Here is a 19,952-nt window from a genome sequence, read left to right on the forward strand (position 1 = left end):
AGAGCCTCCCATGAACCGCACCGCAGAAATCACGCGCAACACCAATGAGACGCAAGTTCGCGTCGCCCTCAACCTGGACGGCACCGGCCAGCAAAAGCTGAACACCGGCGTGCCCTTCCTCGATCATATGCTGGATCAGATCGCCCGCCACGGCTTGATCGACCTCGATATCGAAGCGACGGGCGACGTGCATATCGACAACCACCATACGGTGGAAGACGTAGGCATCACCCTGGGCATGGCCGTGGCCAAGGCCATCGGCGACAAGAAGGGCATCCGCCGCTATGGCCATGCGTATGTGCCGCTGGACGAGGCGCTGTCGCGCGTGGTGCTCGATTTCTCGGGCCGCCCGGGCATCGAATACCACATCCCGTTTACGCGCGCCATGATCGCCGGCTTTGACGTTGACCTGACCCTGGAATTTTTCCGCGGCTTCGTCAACCATGCGGGCGTAACATTGCATATCGACAATTTGCGCGGCACGAATGCCCACCATCAGTGCGAAACCGTATTCAAGGCCTTTGGCCGCGCGCTGCGCATGGCTGCCGAGCTCGATGAGCGCGCGGCCGGCATCATTCCATCGACCAAGGGCAGCCTGTAAGCGCTGGCCGGGATACACTGTCAATTCTGAGATTAAACACATGAATAAAATTGTGGTGGTGGATTACGGCATGGGCAACCTGCGCTCGGTGGCGCAGGCCCTGCGTGCCGTGGCGCCGGACGCTGATGTGCGCATTTCGGGCGTGCCGGCCGACATCGACAGCGCCGACCGCATCGTCTTGCCGGGCCAGGGCGCCATGCCCGACTGCATGCGCAGCCTGCGCGAATCGGGCGTGCTCGAAGCGCTGCTGCGCGCCGCGGACAGCAAGCCCGTGCTGGGCGTGTGCATCGGCGAGCAAATGCTGTTCGAGGGCAGCGAAGAGGGTGATGCGGCCGGTCTGGGCTTGCTGCCAGGAAAAGTCGTGCGCTTCCAGCTCGACGGCCAGGTGCAGGAGGATGGCTCGCGCTTCAAGGTGCCGCAAATGGGCTGGAACCAAGTGCGGCAAACGGCGCCCCATGCGATGTGGGATGGCATCGCCGACAACGCGTATTTTTACTTTGTGCACAGCTATTTTGCTCAACCTCAAGAGGCGGCGCACACGGTGGGCGAGACTGTTTATGGCGCGCCGTTCGCTTGTGCCGTCGCCCGTGATAATATTTTCGCGACGCAGTTTCACCCTGAAAAAAGTGCTGCCGCTGGCTTGCAGCTGTACAAGAACTTTGTTCACTGGAAACCCTGACGTATCGTATTGACCTACCTTTTGATGTACCTTCGTGGCCTTTCCGGCTTCGCTTCTCACTCACTCTGACACCACACTGACCATGCTGCTTATTCCCGCCATCGACCTGAAAGACGGTCACTGCGTACGCCTGAAACAAGGCGATATGGAACTTGCCACCGTATTTTCCGAAGACCCGGCCGACATGGCCCGCCATTGGCTGATGCAAGGCGCGCGCCGGCTGCATCTGGTCGACCTGAACGGCGCCTTTGCCGGCAAGCCGAAGAACGAAGGCGCCGTGAAGGCCATCCTGAAGGCGGTGCAGGATTTCGCCGTGGAAAACGACATTGAGGAAATCCCCGTGCAGCTGGGCGGCGGGATCCGTGATCTCGACACCATCGAGCGCTATCTCGACGCCGGCATCACCTACATCATCATCGGTACGGCGGCCGTGAAAAGCCCCGGCTTCCTGCACGACGCCTGCGGCGCCTTCCCGGGCCACATCATCGTCGGCCTCGATGCCAAGGATGGCAAAGTGGCAACGGATGGCTGGAGCAAGATGTCGGGCCACGAAGTGATCGACCTGGCGAAAAAATTCGAAGCTTACGGCGTCGAATCCATCATCTACACGGACATCGGCCGCGACGGCATGATGGGCGGCATCAATATCGAAGCCACCGTCAAGCTGGCGCAAGCCGTCAAGATTCCCGTCATCGCCTCGGGTGGCCTGCACAATATCGGCGACGTGGAAGCGCTGTGCGCTGTCCAGGCCGAAGGCATCGAAGGCGTGATCTGCGGCCGTTCCATCTATGAAGGCACGATCGACCTGGCGCAGGCGCAAGAACGCGCCGACGAACTGACCGACGCCGCCGTTTAAGCCAGCCTGGCCGGGAGCGTGCATGTGCACGCCCGGCCTGGCGACAATCTGGATACCATCATGCTTGCAAAACGTATCATCCCCTGCCTCGACGTGACCAATGGCCGCGTTGTCAAAGGCGTCAATTTCACGGAATTGCGCGACGCCGGCGACCCGGTGGAAATTGCCCGCCGTTATGACGAGCAGGGCGCCGATGAAATCACTTTCCTCGACATTACCGCGTCCAGCGACAACCGCGGGCTGATCTTCGACATCATCGAAGCGGTGGCGTCGCAAGTGTTCATTCCGCTGACCGTGGGCGGCGGCGTGCGCGTGGTGGAAGATGTGCGCCGGCTGCTCAACGCGGGCGCCGACAAGGTCAGCATCAACACCTCGGCCGTGACGAATCCCCAACTGGTGTTTGAAGCATCGCAAAAGCACGGTTCGCAATGCATCGTCGTGGCCATCGACGCCAAGCAAGTGTCGCCCGGAAAATGGGAAGTGTTTACCCATGGCGGACGCACCGCGACGGGCCTGGACGCGTTCGAATGGGCGCGTAAAATGGAAAGCCTGGGCGCCGGTGAAATCTTGCTCACCAGCATGGACCGCGATGGTACCAAGGTGGGCTTCGACCTTGGCCTGACGCGCGGCGTGTCGGACGCCGTCAGCATTCCCGTCATCGCCTCGGGCGGCGTGGGCGGCTTGCAAGACCTGGTCGACGGCATCAAGGTGGGCCGCGCGGACGCCGTGCTGGCCGCCAGCATCTTTCACTATGGCCAGCACACGGTACAGGAAGCCAAGCGTTTCATGGCGCAGCAGGGCATCCCCATGCGCCTGGCGTAAACAAAATAGTACCCAGGATAAAGAACATGCAAAACGGAACCATCGTAGCAAGCAATGCCAAGTGGCTGAAAAAGGTCAGATGGGACGAGCACGGCCTGGTGCCCGTGATCGCGCAGGAAGCGGGCAGCAATGACGTGCTGATGTTTGCCTGGATGAACCGCGACGCGCTGGCGCGCACGGTGGAGCTGGGCGAAGCCGTGTACTGGAGCCGTTCGCGCAAGAAACTCTGGCACAAGGGCGAAGAATCGGGCCACACGCAAAAGGTGCTGGAAATCCGCCTCGATTGCGATGAAGACGTGGTCTTGCTGAAAATCGAGCAAGCCGGCGGCATCGCCTGCCATACGGGTCGCCATTCGTGTTTCTTCCAGAAATTCGAAGGCGATGAAAAAACGGGCGAATGGCAAATCACCGACCCCGTGCTGAAAGACCCTGACACGATTTACGCGGAAACCAAGAACAAATGAGTGAAACTTTAAAGCGCCTGGCAGCCGTGATCGAATCGCGCAAGCTGGCCAACGGCGGCGACCCCGCCACTTCCTATGTCGCGCGCCTGTTTGCCAAGGGTGATGATGCCATTCTGAAAAAAATCGGCGAGGAAGCGACGGAAACGGTGATGGCCGCCAAGGATGCGCGCCGCGACAATGACCCGTCGAAGGTCCTGTACGAATGCGCCGACCTGTGGTTTCACTCGCTGGTGATGCTGGCGCAGTTCGACCTGACGCCGCAGCAGGTGCTCGACGAGCTGGCGCGCCGCGAAGGCCTGTCCGGCCTGGAAGAAAAGGCGGCGCGCAAGGATGAGCTGCGCGACGCCGGCGAAACAGACAAACACTGACCTACTGGAGCGTGCGTGGATAACTGTATTTTTTGCAAGATTGCTGCAAAGCAAATTCCTTCTTCCATCGTGTATGAAGACGAGGACTTGCTGGCCTTCAAGGACATCAACCCGGCCGCCCCCGTGCATTTGCTGCTGATCCCCAAACGCCACGTGGCCAGCCTGTCCGACTGCGACGATAGCCATACGGAAATGCTGGGCAAGCTGCTGCGCCTGGCGCCCAGGCTCGCTGCCGAGTTCGGCTGCGCCGTCACGTATGACGCCGATGGCACGCCCGGCGGTGGCTTCAAGACCATGATCAACAGCGGCCCGAACGGCGGGCAAGAGGTGTATCACTTGCACATGCATGTGTACGGCGGTCCCCGCCCCTGGCGCGGCCAGCACTGATTTCGCCGTGCGCCGGGTTCACGTGTATACTACCGGCATTGGTTGACGCTATTCGGGCACCGTCCCGCAAGGAGAATGTGATGGGTTCATTGAGTATTTGGCACTGGCTGATCGTTCTGGTCATTGTGATGCTGGTCTTCGGCACCAAGAAACTGGGCAATATCGGCGGTGATATCGGCAAGGCCGTCAAAGGCTTCAAGGATGGCGTCAAGGGTGAAGATGATGCTCCGGCAGCCAACACCCCTCCTGCTGCGCCATCGCAAGTGGCCGACAAAAGCACCATCGACGTCGAGACGAAAGAGAAAAGCAAGTTCTGATAGCGTGGCGGGGCGCTTGCCTCGTCCGGTAACAGCCCTTGTCCGCTTATGATCGATCTCGGTCTCTCTAAAATCGCCATCATCGGCGTGGTTGCGTTGATAGTCATCGGCCCTGAAAAGTTGCCGAGAGTAGCACGCATGGCCGGTACCCTGTATGGCCGCGCGCAACGCTACCTGAACCAGGTGAAATCCGAAGTCTCGCGCGAAATTGAAATGGAAGAGCTGAAAAACCTGCAGAAGGAAGTGCAGGATGCAGCCCATTCCGTCAAGCAAAGCGTGGAGAAATCCATGCATGGCGTGGAAAACTCGATCTCCGGCAACCTGGCCGAGGTGGAAAACGCCTGGCGCGGCGATTCCAGCTCGTATGAGGGGCATCACGATGCCCATGAAGCCATGCTGCGCGCCACCAACGATGACCTGGCCCGCAAGGCGCGCGAATTCCGCCGCAAGAAGCTGGTGCGCAATTCCGCCATCCCTGGCTGGTACAAGCAGCGCCATGGCGGCAAGCTGCACGTGCAGTCGGCGGCCGCCCGCGTGGCGCGCTTCCGTCCGCGTGCCAGTTCCTCCTCCTTTTACTCATGAGTAGCAAATCCCCGGTGGAAGAAACCTTTATCTCGCATCTGGTCGAGCTGCGCAACCGCCTGGTCAAGGCCTCGATCGGCATCGCCGTCGTCTGCGCCGTGCTGTTCTATTGGCCCGGCCCCTCGCAGATCTACGATTTTATTGCCGCACCGATGATCGCCTCGCTGCCTGCCGGCTCGAAAATGATCGCCACCGGCGTGATCTCACCGTTCCTGGTGCCGATGAAAGTGACCCTGGTGATCGCCTTCATCGTTGCCTTGCCCTGGGTGCTGTACCAGATGTGGGCTTTCATCGCGCCCGGCCTGTACACGCATGAAAAGCGTTTGATCGCGCCGCTGGTCATTTCCTCGTCCCTGCTGTTCATCGCTGGCGTAGCCTTCTGCTACTTCTTTGTATTTGGCCGCGTGTTTCACTTCATCAGCGACTTCTCGCCATCCTCGATCGCCGTCACGCCCGATATCGAAAACTATCTCGATTTCGTCATGTCGATGTGTTTGGCCTTTGGCGCCACCTTCGAAGTGCCCGTGGTGGTGGTGATCCTGGTGCGCATGGGCTTGGTTACTATCGCGAAGCTCAAGGAAGTACGCCCTTACGTCATCGTGGGCGCCTTCGTGATTGCCGCCATCGTCACGCCGCCGGACGTGGTCAGCCAGTTCTCGCTGGCCATCCCCATGTGTTTGCTGTTCGAGCTGGGCCTGCTGGTGGCGCCCATCTTCGTCAAGGCCACCCAGGCGCCGGAAGAGGCGTCCTAGCCGGCAAGCAATATACTGCAAGCACGATACGCAGGCAAAAGCCGCTGACCTCCCCTGGGAGCAGCGGCTTTTTCATTGCACAGGCGCTTGGTGAGCACTTACTACATGCGCTTCTCATTGCTGGAAAATCGGCAATTGCCAGTGCGAAGTGCGGTGGTGCCTGCCTTGCCATCAGCCTGATAGCCAGGGCCGCCGGTGGTTTACGGCCGCGCAAACCCATGCAAAAAGGGCGCCGTAGCGCCCTTTGCAAGGTGAGGAAGCGCAGCGCTTAATTCATCAATTCCTTGATGACTTTCACGGGTGCGCTGCCATAGCTGAGGAATTGCTCGTGGAAATCCTTCAGCACGAACTTGTTGCCCAGCGCCTGCTTGCGCTGTTCGCGCAAGTCCATGATTTCGCTGTAGCCGCTGAAATAGCTGGTCAGTTGAACCGAGCTCAGCTGCACGCGGCGCCATTTCTCTGTTGCTTCACGCTTGGTCTGGAAGGCTTGGCGCGTCAGCAGGTCCAGCGCTTGCTCTTGCGTCATGCCCTGTACGTGCACGCTGTAGTCGAGGATAGTGTTGGTGACACTGCGCAAATTCCACTTCGAGTACATCAGCCACATTTCCGGCGCATTGTTGCCATAGCCCGATTCGAGCATCATGCGCTCTCCATACACGGCCCAGCCTTCGATCATGGCGCCGTTGCCAAAGATGGATTTGACCAGCGAGGGCGACTTGTTGGCATACACGAGCTGCGTGTAATGGCCGGGAATGGCTTCGTGGATATTGAGGATCTGCAAGATCCAGTGGTTGTACTCGCGCAAGCTGCTTTCCGCCTGTTCTGCCGTTTCGCCATCGAGCGGCGTCACGTTGTAATACGTGCGGTCCTGTGGACGGTAGGGGCCGGGCGCCTCGATGCTGGCGCCAGCCACGCCGCGCTGGTAGGCCGGGGTTTCACGCACGACCAGAGGCTTTTTCGGGTCCATCGTCAGCAGGTTGTGGCTGGTCACCCATTCCTGCAATTCCGGGATCTGGCGGCGAATTTCCGGCACGAAGTCGGCGGGCGCCACGTGGTTGCTGGACAGCTTGTCGATCACCATGCCGATCTTCGCCGTGCGGTCCGCCGGCTTGGCCGTGGCACCCATGGTTTTCACCCACAGTTCGTCGGACAGGCTATCCATGTGCTCAAGCAGCTTTTCGCGCGCGGCCAGGGCTTTCTGGTACATCTGCTCGGCGCTCACGCTGGCCTGGATATCGTAGGCGAATTTCTGTTCGTACAAGTCTTTGCCGATGCGGAAGGAGCGCGCGTTGCCGTTCTGCGCCAGCGCGGCATCCTGGTCCGTCAGCCAGGCGGCATAGCCTTGCACGGCCGTGCGGGCTGCGGCGATGCGGGCGTTGTACAGCTGTTTTTCCGCCGGCGTCAGGATGGAGCCCTGTGCTGTCTTGTTCAGGTCGTCAAGCACGCTGAGCACGCCGGCGCTCTGGGCGATGGCCAGCTGCGTGTGTTCGCGCGTGGGGTTGACGATGCTGGCGCGCGCGGCCGCATAGTATTGCGGCACGGTGGCGATACGCTTGAGCAAGGTGCGCAGGCGCTGCGGCTGGGATGCGTATTCCGTGTTCAGGATGAAGTCGATGGAACCGGCCACGTTGTACTGTGCGGGATTCCATTCGAATTCGCGGAAGGTGGTCAGGTACCAGCGGTCCGATTGCAGTTTATTCGTCAGCAAGGCCAGGTCGGTGCGTTGCTTGTCCGACATTTTGCTCGCATTCAGCTTGCCGAACTTGCCCAGCCATTCTTCGATGAAGGCCAGTTGCTTCTGGCGGCTGGCCGCATCGGGAATGCTCAGGTTGGCGGCGCCATCATACTTGCCGACCGAAATCGCGCTTTCCGGGTCCAAACGCCACAGGGCCGTGAGGAATTGGCCACTGAGGTTATTCATGGAGCGGTCGCTGCTGTTCTCGCTGGCGACGGCTGCTACCGTCGCGGCCGCTGCAGTCGTGGCGACGGCCGCCTTCTTGCCGACAGTTTTTTTCTTGCTGCTGCTGGTGCTGGCCTTGCCGCTTTTCTGCGGCTTCTTGGCGGCGCTGGCCGGTGTCAGGCTAAAAGCCATCATCAATGCGGCGAGCGCAACTTTATTTTTTATCAGCATAGTTTATCTCTTGAATATTTTGTCGTTTGTTAGTATCAGAAAATAATGAACTGATAATATAAGTAACAAACAATTATTGAAAGGTTGGCCTTGCTTGCCTGGGCGGCCCAAAGATTAGCATTAATTGCCGCCGCTGCGCGGTTTTTTGCGCCGGGAGCGTGTGGCCCAGACGACGATCGCGCCGCCGTGCAGCATGTCCTGGTGGCGCGCATTCAGGGTCGCCACGGCATCCTTGCCGCGCGCCATGCCAGTGGCGTGGATTTCGATGTCCTGCGTGTAGCGCTGGCTGACGCGCACCGTGTAGGACTGGAACAGCCAGCTCCAGAAGTTGGTTTCATAGACGGCTTCATCCATGTCGCGCCATTTGACGCCCGTGAGTTTCTTTTTCCACGGCAAGATGCCGGACGCCAGCCATACGCCTGCCTCGTCGTAATACAGCTGATAGCTGCGTATCGTCAGCAGGCGATAGCCGACGATCAGGGCCGAGCCGATCAGCACCACGAAGGCGGCGCGCGCGTTGTACTTGAAGGCCAGCGGCAGGGCGGCAAAGAACAGCAGCACGGCAATGACGAAAGTGCTGACGTAGGCGGTCCAGGATTTGCCGCACAAAAAGGTGGCGCGCTGGCCGGCGGTGGTGGCGATAAAGTCGGTCATGGCGTGGCATAAAAACAGGGAAAAACGATCATCGCATGGAACGCAGCTTCCCCGTTTACTTTTTCAAGCCCTCCTGCAGCATGCCCAGCATGTCATTGGCCGACATGCGCGCGGCTGCGTCGCTGCCTTCCAATAAACTGTCGGCCAGGTCGCGCTTGTGCTGGTGCAATTCGACGATGCCTTCCTCGATCGTGTGCTTCGCCACCAGGCGGTAAATGGTGACGGGACGCAATTGCCCCATGCGGTGGGCGCGGTCCGAGGCCTGGTCTTCCACGGCCGGGTTCCACCACGGATCCATGTGGATCACGTAATCGGCGGCCGTCAGGTTGATGCCCATGCCGCCCGCTTTCAGGCTGATCAGGAAGACATCGCCTTCGCCCGCCTGGAAGGCATCGACGCGGCGCTTGCGTTCCTGCATGGGCGTGCTGCCGTCGAGATACTGATAGCGCACGCCATGCTGTTCCAGGTGCTGGCGGATCAAGGTCAAATGGTCGACGAACTGGCTGAAGACGAGTACCTTGTGGCGGTTTTCCAGCAAACCCGACAGCAGCTCTGCGAAGGCCGCCAGCTTGCTGCTGGCCAGGCCCAGCTCGGGTGCCACCAGCTGCGGATTGCAGCAGGCGCGGCGCAACTTCATGATCTCGGCCAGGATCTGGATGGCTTTTTTCGATGCCGGCCCTTCCACCATGGCCAGCTTTTCCAGCGCTTCGCGGCGCAAGGATTCGTACAGCGCCGTTTCCTGCGGCGACAGTTCCACTTCCAGCACGATTTCCGTGCGCGACGGCAATTCCGACAGCACTTGCGTCTTCGTGCGGCGCAAGATGAATGGCGCGATCAAGCGGCGCAGCCGCAGGCGCGCACCGGCCGCCGCCCGCTTGTCCTGATCCTTTTCGATGGGACCGGCGAAGCGCAGGTTGAACTGATCGAGGGTACCCAGCAAACCGGGGTTGATGAAGCGGAACAGATTCCACAGTTCGCCCAGGTGGTTTTCCAGCGGCGTGCCGCTGGCCACCATGCGGAAATCTCCTTGCAAGGCCATCACGGCTTGCGAGCGCTTGGTGGCGCCATTCTTGATCGCCTGCGCTTCGTCGAGCACGATGGTATGCCAGCGCACGCCGGCAAACAGGGCCGCTTCCTGCTGCAGCAAGCCGTAGCTGGCCACCACCACGTCGAACGGCTGCAAGGTGTCGAGCATGTCGGCCCGGTCGCCGCTGCCGAACAGTTTGACCTTCAAGGTCGGTGCAAAGCGCTGCGCTTCGCTGATCCAGTTCATGCACACGGACGTGGGTGCGACCACCAGGGTGGGGCCGTTGGGCGCGCGCGCCAGGATCAGGGCCAGCGCCTGTAGAGTCTTGCCAAGTCCCATGTCGTCGGCCAGGCAGGCGCCCACGCCCCAGTGCGCCAGGCGCGCCAGCCATTCGAAACCGGCCAGCTGATAGTCGCGCAAGTCCGCCTGCAAGGTGCTGGGCAGCTGCGGCTCATAGTCGTCCAGGGCGCGCAGGCGCAGCAAGTGTTCGCGCCACAATTTGTCGGCCTTCACGCCGCCCGCATCGTTGGCCAGCTCTTCCAGCGCGAAGGCGGCCAGCGGGTGGATGTGCACGCCGTCGGCATGCGCTTCGCCATACGCTGCCAGTTCCGACAGGCGGCGGTGCAATTCATCGCTGAGGGCCAGGAACTGGTTGTCGCCCAGGGCCACGAAGCGGCTTTTATTGTTCTGCATCAAGTCCAGCAGGGCGCGTAAATCCATCACCTTGTCTTCATCGATCTGCACTTCGCCGCTGGCGGCAAACCAGTCTTTCTCGCTCTTGATATTCAATCGCATCTGGCCGCTGTCGATGCGTTTCGACACGCGCATGGTTTCGCCTTCGGGCCAGGCCAGCACGATGCCGTTTGGCTCCAGCGCCTGCAATTCCACCAGCAGTTGCAGGCCCAGGGCAGGCTGGCCCAGCAGCCACTCGCCATGCTCTTCTTCGGCCTCTTCCAGCACCAGGCAGCGACCGATGAGCTGGCGCTGCGCCTCGCGTTCCCCGTTCAAGTCGCGCCGCGCCTGCACGGCCCTGCCAGCCACATCGGCAAACACGCTTTCGGCGCCGCTGCCGGGCGCGTAATAGGCGCCGTTGTCGAGCAGCGGGCGTACTAAAATCTGCATTTTCAGACCCTGCTGGTAGGGCAGCAGGTGCACGTGCAGGCGGTGATCGGCCGTGATCGCTTCCGCGTCGCCGGTGCCGCCGCCAATATCCGATTGCACGGTGACCATGGACGAGATGGCGCCTATCGCCTGCATGACTTGTTTCTCGGCATGCAGGGGCACGGACAGGCCCAGGCCCACGATGGCGCCGATGCGCCGGTGCTCGTCGAGGATGTGCACCACGCGCAAGCGCGTCGGCGTCTCGCGTTGCACCACCACATTGCTGCCGCTGTCGGGCAGGGGCGGCTGCATGCCCAGCCACAGTTGCCCCTCGTGCGATTTGATCAGCAGTTCGGGCGCGCCGGCGATCAGTTCCACGCGCGTGTCGGGGTTGTCGAGCCAGAAGACGAGCGGGTGGCCCACCAGCAGCACGGCAGCCTTGTCCAGCTCGACTTCATAGCGCGGTGCCGACGAATAGTATTGCTTGAACGGCGCGATGCTGCCCGCCGCGCGCGCGTCCTGCGGCGTGAGGAAATCGATGTCGCCCGCCTCTTCGGCCAGGCGTTTCAAGCCCATGGCGCGGCCCTTGCTCCAGCCGCCGCGCGCGTCGCGTTTCTGCTCGCGCACTTCCACGGCCGTGAGGCCAAAGCGCGGGTCGAACGCCACCAGCCACACGAGGCGCGAGACGCCGCCCAGCGCTTCGGCGGGCGTGTTCTGCTGCAGGTTGATCAGGGCGCTCAGCTGGCGCTGCCACGCTTCCTGGCGCTCGAACCACGGCGCCATGTCCGTCAGGCCGTGCTGCGCCCGCTTGGCCGTGGCATAGCGCTCCTGCTGCGGCTCGCCCATCAAACCCAGCAAGCCGGCCGCCTGCGCCGCAATCAGGTCGTAGCCGGCCGCGTCCGCTTGCTGCACCAGCGATCGCAGTTGATCCTTGCGTTCGCTCAATTGCGGTAGCGCCAGCCAGTAGTACAGCAAAGCCTGGAACAGCTGCGCCTGCAGTCCCGTTTCCCAGCTGCGCGTGGGGATGCTTTCCGCCTGCTGCACCCCGGCGCGCACCAGGCGCAAGGTATTCAGTTGCTGGTAGACGATGCTGTCGTGGTTGGGCTGCGCGTGCAGCGCGATATCGAGGTAGGTCTCCGCGCTTTTCAGCAGCTTGGCGTCATTGCCGCGCAGCAGGGCCAGCACATACAGGTGGCCGCCTATGCCCGTAAAGCACAGCTTGCGCTTGCCCGCCTCCTTGCGCAGTCCTTTCAAGGCTGTCTCGAAGCCTGCCACGGCGTGCGCGTGTTCGCCGCGCAACAGGGCGATGCTGCTGTCGACAAACAGCGCCTGCGGTCCCTGCTGGCCCGCCAGGTAGCGCGCAGCCACGTCGAGTTCGCCGCACAGCAGGGCATCTTCGGCCAGGGCCAGCGGCAGGGCGGCGCCGATATGGTCGCCGGCCGCCGCCTGGCGCGCGTGGTGGGCGCGTGCGTAGGCGCGAATGGGGTGCGCCGTGGCAGGCTCGCGCGGGGCATTGCCCAGCAGCACGGCGAGGATGTCATCCTGCAGTTGCGGCATGACGAAAGACAACATCTCCGGCTCGAACGGGCGGCCGAAAATCTCGATCAGCGGATGCAGCTGCTGCGCTTCATAGCAAGCCATGCAGGCGGCCAGGATGGCGGCCACGTGGCGTACCTCGTCATTGCGCAGCAGGGCGATGCGCAAGCGCGCCACGCCTTGCCGGTAGCTGCGCAATTCCACATAGCCATCCCAGTTGCGGCGTACGGGATTGATCAGCTCGATAGCCTGGCACAGGTCGCGAAACACCAGGTGCTCGATGGCGGCGCGCATGGCGGGCCAGCGCAGCTTCGCCTCGCAGGCATAGCCCCGTCCTACCACCTCGGACGCCAGCGCGTGCCGCGTCAAATGCTGCAGCATGCCTGTGACGGTGAGCAGGGCAAATGGTGTGCCATCCGGTTCGACGACATTGGCGCGCTGCAAGTGTTCATACACGGCATGCTTGCCCACCGGTTCGCCCGCGATGGCCAGCAAGGCCAGGATCATCTGTTCGTGCTGCTCCAGGGCGGCGAACTCGTCTAGCAAGGACTGGTCGAGATGCGGGTCGGTCATGCGGGCAAATTGGCGATATGCACGGGCGGCTCGCCAGCCGCCACGGGCAGGCCGAACACGCGCTGGTAGAAATACAGTTCCGCGTCCAGCGTGCGCACGATGTTTTCCGCCTTGCGGAAGCCGTGTCCCTCGCCTTCCAGCGGTACATATGCGACGGGCACGCCGCGCGCCTGCAGGGCGTCGACCATCAGCTGGGACTGCTGCGGCGGCACCACCTTGTCGTCCAGGCCCTGGAAGAAGATCATCGGGCGCGATAATTTATCCGTGTGGTGGATGGGCGAGCGCGCGCGGTACAGGGTTTCGGCTTGTGGCTGCGAGGCGATCAGGTAATCGTTGTAGTGCGATTCGAACTTGTGCGAATCGAGGTCCAGGCCTTTCAGGTCGGATACGCCGTAATAGCTGGCGCCCGCCTTGAAGACGTCGTGGAAGGTCAGGGCGCACAGGGTCGTCAGGCCGCCCGCGCTGCCGCCGCGGATGATCAGGCGCTCGGGGTCGGCCAGGCCGTTTGCCGCCAGGTAGCGCGCGCCGGCGATGCAGTCTTCCACGTCGACAATGCCCCATTGCCCGCGCAGCGCGTCGCGGTATTCGCGGCCGAAACCGCTGCTGCCGCCATAGTTGACGTCGAGCACGCCGATGCCGCGGCTGGTCCAGTACTGCGTCGCCAGTTTCAGGGTATTGCTGGCCATGCTGGTGGGGCCGCCGTGGCTGATGACGATGACGGGTGGCAATGTTCCTGCCGGCGCCTGCACGTCGCCATTGGTGGGGGGATAAAAGAAGGCGTAAGCCGTGCGGCCATTGCTGCTAGGAAAGCTCAAGCTGCGCGGCACGGACAGGTAGTCGAGCGCGGGCAAGTGGGCGATCGATTGCGCCAGCACTTCCAGTTCATGGTTCGACAGGTCGATGCGCGCCAGTTCCAGCGCAATGGTGGGGCTGCCACCGAGCAGTGCGACGAAGCCGGGTCCCACGCGCAGTTCGCGGATTTCCTGGTACGGGTGGGAAATCGGCTCCAGCTTGGCCTCGGCCACGTTCAATTGCGCCAGGTAGCTGACGCCGGCCTGGATATACGTGCAGACGATCTCGTCGTCGGACAGGAAACCGTACATGCTGCCGCCGAAAGTCCAGTGCGGCGTGGCAAATTCCGCTTCCATCGGGCACAGCGCCTCGATGTCGGCGCCGTGCAGGCGGTACAGATTCCACCAGCCGCTGCTGTCGGAAACGAAGTGCAGCACGCCGCCCGGTGACCATTCCGGCTGGCAGATGGACTCGCGCGCGCCGCCGGCGATCAGGCGCGGCGAACCCAGGCTGCCGTCCGCGTGCACGTCGGCCAGCCACAGTTCCGTGCCTTGCCATGGCAGGCGCGGATGGTCCCAGCTGATCCAGGCCAGCTGGCTGCCGTCCGGCGACAAGCGCGGCGCCGCATAAAAATCGTGGCCGCGCGCCAGCACCATGTCGCGCCCGTCGAAGCCGACGCCCGCCAGGCAGTTTTCCGGATGCGCGTGGCCTTCTGCCGGATGCTGCTCGCGCACGGCGATCAGGCGGGAACGGGCCGCATCGACGACGAAGTCCGCGTGGCGCGTGGTGCCGCCCGAGGTGAACGCTTCCGGCGCGGCGTCGCCGGCCACGCGGTACAGGCAATTGTCGGCGAAATGCGAAAAATACACGGTATCGCCGGCAACGGCATACGCGCCGCCGCCGTATTCATGCACGCGGGTGCGCACATTGAAGGGCGCCGGCGTCAATTCATCGACACGCGCGCCGCGCTGGCGCAGCAGGGTGTTGCGGCCCGCCTCGCTGGCGCGCCCGGCCAGCCAGTACACATCGTTCCCATCCGCACCGCCCAGGGCCAGCTGCGTCAGCGGCGAGGCGCCAGCGGCGACGATGGCCGCGCTGATCGGCGATGGCCAAATGCCATAAGGGGTACTGGATGCGGTCGAGGTCATGCTGGCTCCGTGTAGTGTAGGGATCAAGGGCCGCCAGGCAGGGTCAGGGCGCGCGGCGGCGTGCATCATCATAATGGAAGGGCTGGCACAACGAAAGTCATCGCTGTGCGTGGCAAATGCTGCAAAGCGGCACTGGAATCAATGAAATGGCGGCGATTGGATGCGATAATACCGCTTCTCCAAGCTCGATTGCCTGCCATGCCACAATTTGCTCCGCTCCAGAATGATACTTTCCTGCGCGCCCTGCTGCGCCAGCCGACCGAGCACACCCCTGTCTGGCTGATGCGCCAGGCGGGCCGCTACTTGCCCGAATATCGCGCCACGCGCGAGCGGGCCGGCTCCTTCCTGGGCCTGGCAAAGAATCCCGATTACGCGACGGAAGTGACCTTGCAGCCCCTGGCGCGCTTCCCGCTCGACGCTGCCATCCTGTTTTCCGACATCCTGACAGTGCCCGACGCCATGGGCCTGGGCCTGTATTTCGCCGATGGCGAAGGCCCGAAGTTCGAACGCCCGCTGCGCACGGAGCAGGATGTGAAGGCGTTGCGCGTGCCGGACCTGGAGTCGCTCGACTACGTCTTCAAGGCCGTCACGCAAATCCGCACGGAATTGAATGGCCGCGTGCCGCTGATCGGTTTTTCCGGCAGCCCTTGGACCCTGGCGTGCTACATGGTGGAAGGCGGGGGCTCGAAAGAGTTCCATACCATCAAGAAGATGCTGTACAACCGCCCTGACCTGATGCACCACATCCTGGCGATCAACGCCACCTCCGTGGCGCAGTACCTGAATGCGCAAATCGATGCCGGCGCGCAAGCCGTGATGATTTTCGACTCGTGGGGCGGTGCGCTGGCCGATGGCGCATACCAGGAATTTTCGCTGGCCTACATGCAGCAAGTGGTGGCGCAATTGAAACGCGACAAGGATGGCGTCAAGATTCCCGCCATCGTGTTTACCAAGGGCGGCGGCCAGTGGATCGAGCAGATCGCCGACATCGGTGCCGATGCCGTGGGCCTGGACTGGACCGTCAACCTGACGCGCGCGCGCCAGCTGGTGGGGCATAAAGTGGGTTTGCAGGGCAATCTCGACCCGGCCATCCTGTTTGCCAGCCCGGATCAGATCCGCGCCGAAGTGGCGAAAGTGCTTAACGCCTTTGGCGCGCCGTCGGCAGGCACGGGCCACGTGTTCAACCTGGGCCATGGCATTTCCCAGTTCACGCCGCCGGAATCGGTGTCAGCCATGGTGGAAGCCGTGCACAGCATGAGCCGCGCCATGCGCAGCGGTCAGTAAGTTCCCGTTTCCCCTGGCGCAGGGGCAGAAAAGGCAGGCTTTCCAGCGGAAGCCTGCCTTTTTCTTTGTTGCGCCATATCAGGAAATACCGACTTATGCACAATTTTTTTTGCTGCGGAAATAAGAGGCAGTCGAAAAGCCATGCCCGGAGAGGCTCTGTAAGTGCTTGATTATTAACAAATAAAAAGTTCATTGACTGGCGGACTTTGTTGCAATTGATAAGGTTATTGTTCCGTTTGTCAGCCTTATTCCTTCATTGTCCACAAAGTTATCAACAGATTCTGTGGATAAAATTGAAAAGTAATTTGTTAACCGATACTTAGCGCAGATGTTCAGGTTTTACCTGAAGTGTATGCTGCAGTGCATGATAATTAAACAATGTTTCGCCGCCGGACAGGCAAAATCGAACGCTTGCCCGGCAATTGTCAACTTTGCCTCATGCGGCCCGCGTTTTTCCGGCTTGGATGCAAAAAAATAGTGCTTATTTCTGTACAAAAAAATCAGAAATGGTTCAGTTATGCACAGCGGCGGAAATGCCCCACGGATTTGTCGCCTCCCGGGCATCAATTTTTAAGTCATTGATTTTAAATAGCTAATTTTTCTTGCTTGCCCCTCTTGACGGCGATCAAAATTTTCTATCCACATTTTTATGAAAGTTAATTTTGCTTTGTCCACAAAGTTATCCACAGAATTTTCTTCTGGCAGCATGACACGCTGTCGTGTCCGCCGTTAGGCGTTTGAAGGACGAAACAAGTATCATGGCCCGCTGGCTTGATGCATGACATCCCGCCGCACCATTGACCTTGCTGCGCGCTTTTTTATGAAGATAGGCCAACTCCCCATGTCGCAGTGCATTTTGACGTCTTGCATCCTGAAAATCGCGCTCGACACGCCCCTGAACGCCCTGTTCGACTACCGCTGGAACGCGGCGGTAGATGCAGGTGCGGACGCCGGCGCGGACGTTGCCGTAGCGTTGCCGCAAGTGGGGCAGCTGGCGCTGGTGCCGTTCGGCCGGCGCGAAGTGATGGGGCTGATCGTCGGCGTGTGCGACAGTAGCGACGTGCCCGCCGCGAAATTGAAGGACGTGCTGGCCGTGCGCAGCCAGCTGGCACCGCTGTCGGAGCAGTGGCTGGCGCTGGCCGCCTTTGCCGCCGATTACTACCAGCGTCCGCTGGGGGAAGTGGCCTTGCCGGGCTTGCCGAAGAACTTGCGCGTGCTGACCACCGTGGCGCTGGACCGCGCCATCAAGAAGCTGGCCAAGCTGGCCGACGTGCACGACGGCACGCCGCTGAACATGCCGGCGCTCAATGCCGCCCAGCAAGAGGCGGCGGATGCCATCGGCGGCGCTCAAGGTTTCAAGCCCACCTTGCTGTACGGCGTGACGGGCAGCGGCAAGACGGAAGTGTATCTGCAAGCCTGCGCCCAGGTGCTGGCGCGCGACGAGGCGGCGCAAATCCTCATCCTGGTGCCGGAAATTAATCTGACGCCCCAGCTGGAAGGCAATATCCGCGCGCGCTTTCCCGGCGTCATGCTGGCGACCCTGCACAGCAGCCTGTCCGAAGGCGAACGCATGCTGCACTGGCTGGCCGCTCACCAGGGCCAGGCCCGCATCATCCTCGGCACGCGATTGGCCATCCTGGCCTCCTTGCCGCATCTCAAGTTGATCGTCATCGACGAAGAGCACGATCCGTCCTACAAGCAGCAGGAAGGCTTGCGCTACTCCGCGCGCGACCTGGCTGTGTGGCGCGCCTGGCAATTGCAGATTCCCATCGTGCTGGGTTCGGCCACGCCCTCGCTGGAAAGCTGGCACCACGCGCAGACGGGGCGCTATCGCAAGCTCGAATTGCGCGAACGGGCCGTCAAGAATGCGGTGTTGCCGCGCGTCAAGATACTCGATATGGAACGCGACCGGCCGAAAGATGGGCTGACTTCGCATCTGGTAGCCGCCTTGAAGCTGCGCATGGAGCGGGGCGAGCAGTCGTTGCTGTTCCTGAACCGGCGCGGCTACTCCCCGGTGATCTGCTGCGAATCGTGCGGCTGGATCAGCAATTGCACGCGCTGCACCTCGTTCATGGTGCTGCACAAGCCCGAACACCGCTTGCGCTGCCACCATTGCAGCCTGGAATTGCGCATTCCCCGGCATTGCCCCACTTGCGGCAACGTCGATTTGCAACCGCTGGGGCGGGGCACGCAGCGGGTGGAAGAGGGTTTGCAGCAATTGTTTCCAGAGGCGCGCATCTTGCGCATCGATGCCGATTCCACGCGCAAGAAGGGCAGTGCGCAGGAAGCGTTCGACACCGTGCACCGGGGCGAAGTGGATATTCTGATCGGTACGCAGATGGTGGCCAAGGGCCACGATTTCAAAAAACTGACTTTAGTGGGCATTTTGAACCCGGACACGGCCCTGTTTTCGCAGGATTACCGGGCCAGCGAGCGGCTGTTCGCGCAATTGATGCAGGTGGCGGGCCGGGCCGGGCGCGCTGCGCAGACGGAGGGCGGCAGCGTCAGCGAGGTGCTGATCCAGACGCGCTATGCACGCCATCCGTTGTACGACGCCGTGGTCAACCACGATTACGACCATTTCGCCACGACCTTGCTGGAAGAGCGGGCGCAGGCGGCGCTGCCGCCCTATCTGTTCCAGGCCCTGCTGCGCGCCGAGGCGCCGGAACTGGCCACGGCCATCGAATTTCTGCAGGCGGCCAAGGAGTGCATGGAACACCCGCAAGTGACCATCAATGACCCGATTCCCATGAGCATGACGCGCGTCTACAACGTGGACCGTGCCCAGTTGCTGCTCGAATCGAGCTCGCGGCCCGCGCTGCAGGCGTTCTTGAAAGAATGGTTAAGTGCGTTGCGCGCCATGAAGACGCGCGTGAAATGGTCGCTGGAAGTGGACCCGCTGGATATTTAAATTACTGCAGGTAGTCGCGCGCCGACTTGACGATCTGCTCCGACAGCAGCTTGGTAAATGGCGTGTCCAGTGTCCAGGCATGCCAGCTCAGCGGTACGTCCAGGGTGCTGCCCGGCATCAGATCGACGAGTCTGTCCGTCGCCAGCGCTGGCGCGGCCAGGCGCTGCGGCATCAGGCCGTAGGCCAGGCCATCCTGGACGCAGCTACGGCGCGCTGCTTCCACGGGCAAGGTGTGGTGCGGAAACGCTGCACGCAGGCCCAATTGTTCAGCTAGGAAACGCGCCAGCAAGCCGTGCTGGCCCACCACGGCGGGCGCCAATTGCACCGCCTCGTCACTGAAACCATCGCCGAACCAGTGGCCCGCAAACACGGGCGTGGCCACGCAGACATAGCGCAAGGTGCCCAGCGGCGTGACGCTGGTGGCCGCCGCCGCGTCCAGCGCAGTGCCGGACTCGGCTGCCACGCAGCCAAACACGGAGCCGTCGCGCACCATTTGCAAGGCGCTATCGCTGTCGGCCAGGCGCACATCGAGCTGGCAGCGCGGCGGCGCCAGCAGGGCAGGCAAGGTGTCCGGGAACCAGGTGGCCAGGCTGTCGGTATCGATGGCGACGGCGATTTCCGGCATGCTGACGCTGTTGCCCAGGTCGATATCGAGCGACGCTTCCATCAGCTTGACGTTGCGGTGATGCACGATCAGGCGCTGGCCCAGGCCCGTCGGCACGGCTGGCTGGCCACGGATGATCAGCAATCGCCCGCTGGCGTCTTCCAGCGCCTTGATACGTTGCGAGACGGCAGACTGGGTGATGCCCAAGGCCAGGGCAGCCTTGTCGAAACTGCCATGACTGGCCACGGCGTCCAGCACGGCCAGTGCGCGATAATCGAGTGATCCCATTAGCTCAGCTTATAAATTTTGAATATGATTAGTTATACTAATGCATATATTGCTGCAAAGTAAAACCTTATTTTC

General features: G+C 61.8%; 19 protein-coding genes. 13 read left to right on the top strand and 6 right to left on the bottom strand.

What is annotated here, in order from left to right; translation table 11 throughout:
* Window positions 1-10: 10 nt before the first annotated feature.
* From hisB to tatC, 10 genes are all read left to right on the top strand, one after another.
* Window positions 11-601, top strand: a complete 591-nt coding sequence (gene hisB, locus ACQ4WZ_RS25955) for an imidazoleglycerol-phosphate dehydratase HisB (RefSeq protein ID WP_010402123.1) — start codon at window positions 11-13, stop codon at window positions 599-601.
* Between the two features lie 40 nt (window positions 602-641).
* Window positions 642-1,280, top strand: a complete 639-nt coding sequence (gene hisH / locus ACQ4WZ_RS25960; protein ID WP_101483222.1) for an imidazole glycerol phosphate synthase subunit HisH — start codon at window positions 642-644, stop codon at window positions 1,278-1,280.
* Window positions 1,281-1,362: 82 nt separating this feature from the next.
* Window positions 1,363-2,136: a 1-(5-phosphoribosyl)-5-[(5-phosphoribosylamino)methylideneamino]imidazole-4-carboxamide isomerase gene (gene hisA, locus ACQ4WZ_RS25965; protein ID WP_101483221.1), complete on the top strand. Its 774-nt coding sequence runs from the start codon at window positions 1,363-1,365 to the stop codon at window positions 2,134-2,136.
* 60 nt (window positions 2,137-2,196) lie between these two features.
* A complete protein-coding gene (gene hisF / locus ACQ4WZ_RS25970; protein ID WP_070219637.1) occupies window positions 2,197-2,958 on the top strand; it encodes an imidazole glycerol phosphate synthase subunit HisF in 762 nt (253 codons plus the stop codon).
* A gap of 26 nt (window positions 2,959-2,984) precedes the next feature.
* Window positions 2,985-3,422 carry a phosphoribosyl-AMP cyclohydrolase gene (hisI, locus tag ACQ4WZ_RS25975; protein WP_101483220.1) on the top strand — a complete coding sequence of 146 codons (438 nt, stop codon included), beginning with the start codon at window positions 2,985-2,987 and terminating at the stop codon, window positions 3,420-3,422.
* Complete coding sequence (locus ACQ4WZ_RS25980; RefSeq protein WP_034753849.1) at window positions 3,419-3,790, top strand: phosphoribosyl-ATP diphosphatase; 372 nt, start codon at window positions 3,419-3,421, stop codon at window positions 3,788-3,790. Before hisI ends, ACQ4WZ_RS25980 begins: the two co-directional genes overlap by 4 nt.
* Before the next feature lie 15 nt (window positions 3,791-3,805).
* Entirely contained in the window at window positions 3,806-4,177 is a 372-nt protein-coding gene (locus tag ACQ4WZ_RS25985; protein ID WP_101483219.1) for a histidine triad nucleotide-binding protein, read from the top strand.
* Between the two features lie 80 nt (window positions 4,178-4,257).
* The gene (tatA, locus tag ACQ4WZ_RS25990) at window positions 4,258-4,494 is read left to right on the top strand and encodes a Sec-independent protein translocase subunit TatA (RefSeq protein ID WP_092717368.1); all 237 of its coding nucleotides are present in this window, start codon (window positions 4,258-4,260) and stop codon (window positions 4,492-4,494) included.
* A 48-nt stretch (window positions 4,495-4,542) separates the two neighbouring features.
* The gene (tatB, locus tag ACQ4WZ_RS25995) at window positions 4,543-5,076 is read left to right on the top strand and encodes a Sec-independent protein translocase protein TatB (protein WP_034780928.1); all 534 of its coding nucleotides are present in this window, start codon (window positions 4,543-4,545) and stop codon (window positions 5,074-5,076) included.
* On the top strand, window positions 5,073-5,828 hold the full coding sequence (gene tatC / locus ACQ4WZ_RS26000) for a twin-arginine translocase subunit TatC (protein WP_101483218.1): 756 nt from the start codon (window positions 5,073-5,075) through the stop codon (window positions 5,826-5,828). The genes tatB and tatC overlap by 4 nt, the downstream gene beginning before the upstream one ends.
* Window positions 5,829-6,096: 268 nt before the next feature.
* On the opposite strand, the gene ACQ4WZ_RS26005 is transcribed toward tatC, so the two are convergent.
* A complete protein-coding gene (locus ACQ4WZ_RS26005; RefSeq protein ID WP_436574819.1) occupies window positions 6,097-7,749 on the bottom strand; it encodes a DUF885 domain-containing protein in 1,653 nt (550 codons plus the stop codon).
* On the opposite strand from ACQ4WZ_RS26005, the gene ACQ4WZ_RS26010 reads away from it, so the two are divergent.
* Window positions 7,748-8,005 carry a hypothetical protein gene (locus tag ACQ4WZ_RS26010; protein WP_436574820.1) on the top strand — a complete coding sequence of 86 codons (258 nt, stop codon included), beginning with the start codon at window positions 7,748-7,750 and terminating at the stop codon, window positions 8,003-8,005. The two genes, ACQ4WZ_RS26005 and ACQ4WZ_RS26010, sit on opposite strands and share 2 nt — an antisense overlap.
* A gap of 74 nt (window positions 8,006-8,079) precedes the next feature.
* Here ACQ4WZ_RS26010 and ACQ4WZ_RS26015 read toward each other — a convergent pair whose 3' ends face one another.
* From ACQ4WZ_RS26015 to ACQ4WZ_RS26025, 3 genes are read right to left on the bottom strand one after another with little or no spacing between them, the layout of a single operon-like run.
* Entirely contained in the window at window positions 8,080-8,613 is a 534-nt protein-coding gene (locus tag ACQ4WZ_RS26015; protein WP_436574821.1) for a hypothetical protein, read from the bottom strand.
* 55 nt (window positions 8,614-8,668) lie between these two features.
* Complete coding sequence (locus tag ACQ4WZ_RS26020; RefSeq protein WP_436574822.1) at window positions 8,669-12,850, bottom strand: DEAD/DEAH box helicase; 4,182 nt, start codon at window positions 12,848-12,850, stop codon at window positions 8,669-8,671.
* Window positions 12,847-14,790 carry a dipeptidyl-peptidase 5 gene (locus ACQ4WZ_RS26025; RefSeq protein ID WP_436574823.1) on the bottom strand — a complete coding sequence of 648 codons (1,944 nt, stop codon included), beginning with the start codon at window positions 14,788-14,790 and terminating at the stop codon, window positions 12,847-12,849. The genes ACQ4WZ_RS26020 and ACQ4WZ_RS26025 overlap by 4 nt, the downstream gene beginning before the upstream one ends.
* Before the next feature lie 198 nt (window positions 14,791-14,988).
* On the opposite strand from ACQ4WZ_RS26025, the gene hemE reads away from it, so the two are divergent.
* On the top strand, window positions 14,989-16,074 hold the full coding sequence (hemE, locus tag ACQ4WZ_RS26030) for a uroporphyrinogen decarboxylase (RefSeq protein WP_101483214.1): 1,086 nt from the start codon (window positions 14,989-14,991) through the stop codon (window positions 16,072-16,074).
* Between the two features lie 570 nt (window positions 16,075-16,644).
* Here hemE and ACQ4WZ_RS26035 read toward each other — a convergent pair.
* Entirely contained in the window at window positions 16,645-16,782 is a 138-nt protein-coding gene (locus tag ACQ4WZ_RS26035) for a hypothetical protein (protein ID WP_166674671.1), read from the bottom strand.
* Window positions 16,783-16,915: 133 nt separating this feature from the next.
* Between ACQ4WZ_RS26035 and ACQ4WZ_RS26040 the strand changes: the two genes are divergently transcribed.
* Window positions 16,916-18,985, top strand: coding sequence for a primosomal protein N' (locus ACQ4WZ_RS26040; protein WP_436574824.1), 2,070 nt, complete (start codon window positions 16,916-16,918; stop codon window positions 18,983-18,985).
* A gap of 1 nt (window position 18,986) precedes the next feature.
* On the opposite strand, the gene ACQ4WZ_RS26045 is transcribed toward ACQ4WZ_RS26040, so the two are convergent.
* Entirely contained in the window at window positions 18,987-19,877 is an 891-nt protein-coding gene (locus tag ACQ4WZ_RS26045; protein WP_436574825.1) for an ArgP/LysG family DNA-binding transcriptional regulator, read from the bottom strand.
* Between the last annotated feature and the right edge of the window lie 75 nt (window positions 19,878-19,952).

Source organism: Janthinobacterium darwini (assembly GCF_051380905.1).
Taxonomy (GTDB): domain Bacteria; phylum Pseudomonadota; class Gammaproteobacteria; order Burkholderiales; family Burkholderiaceae_D; genus Janthinobacterium.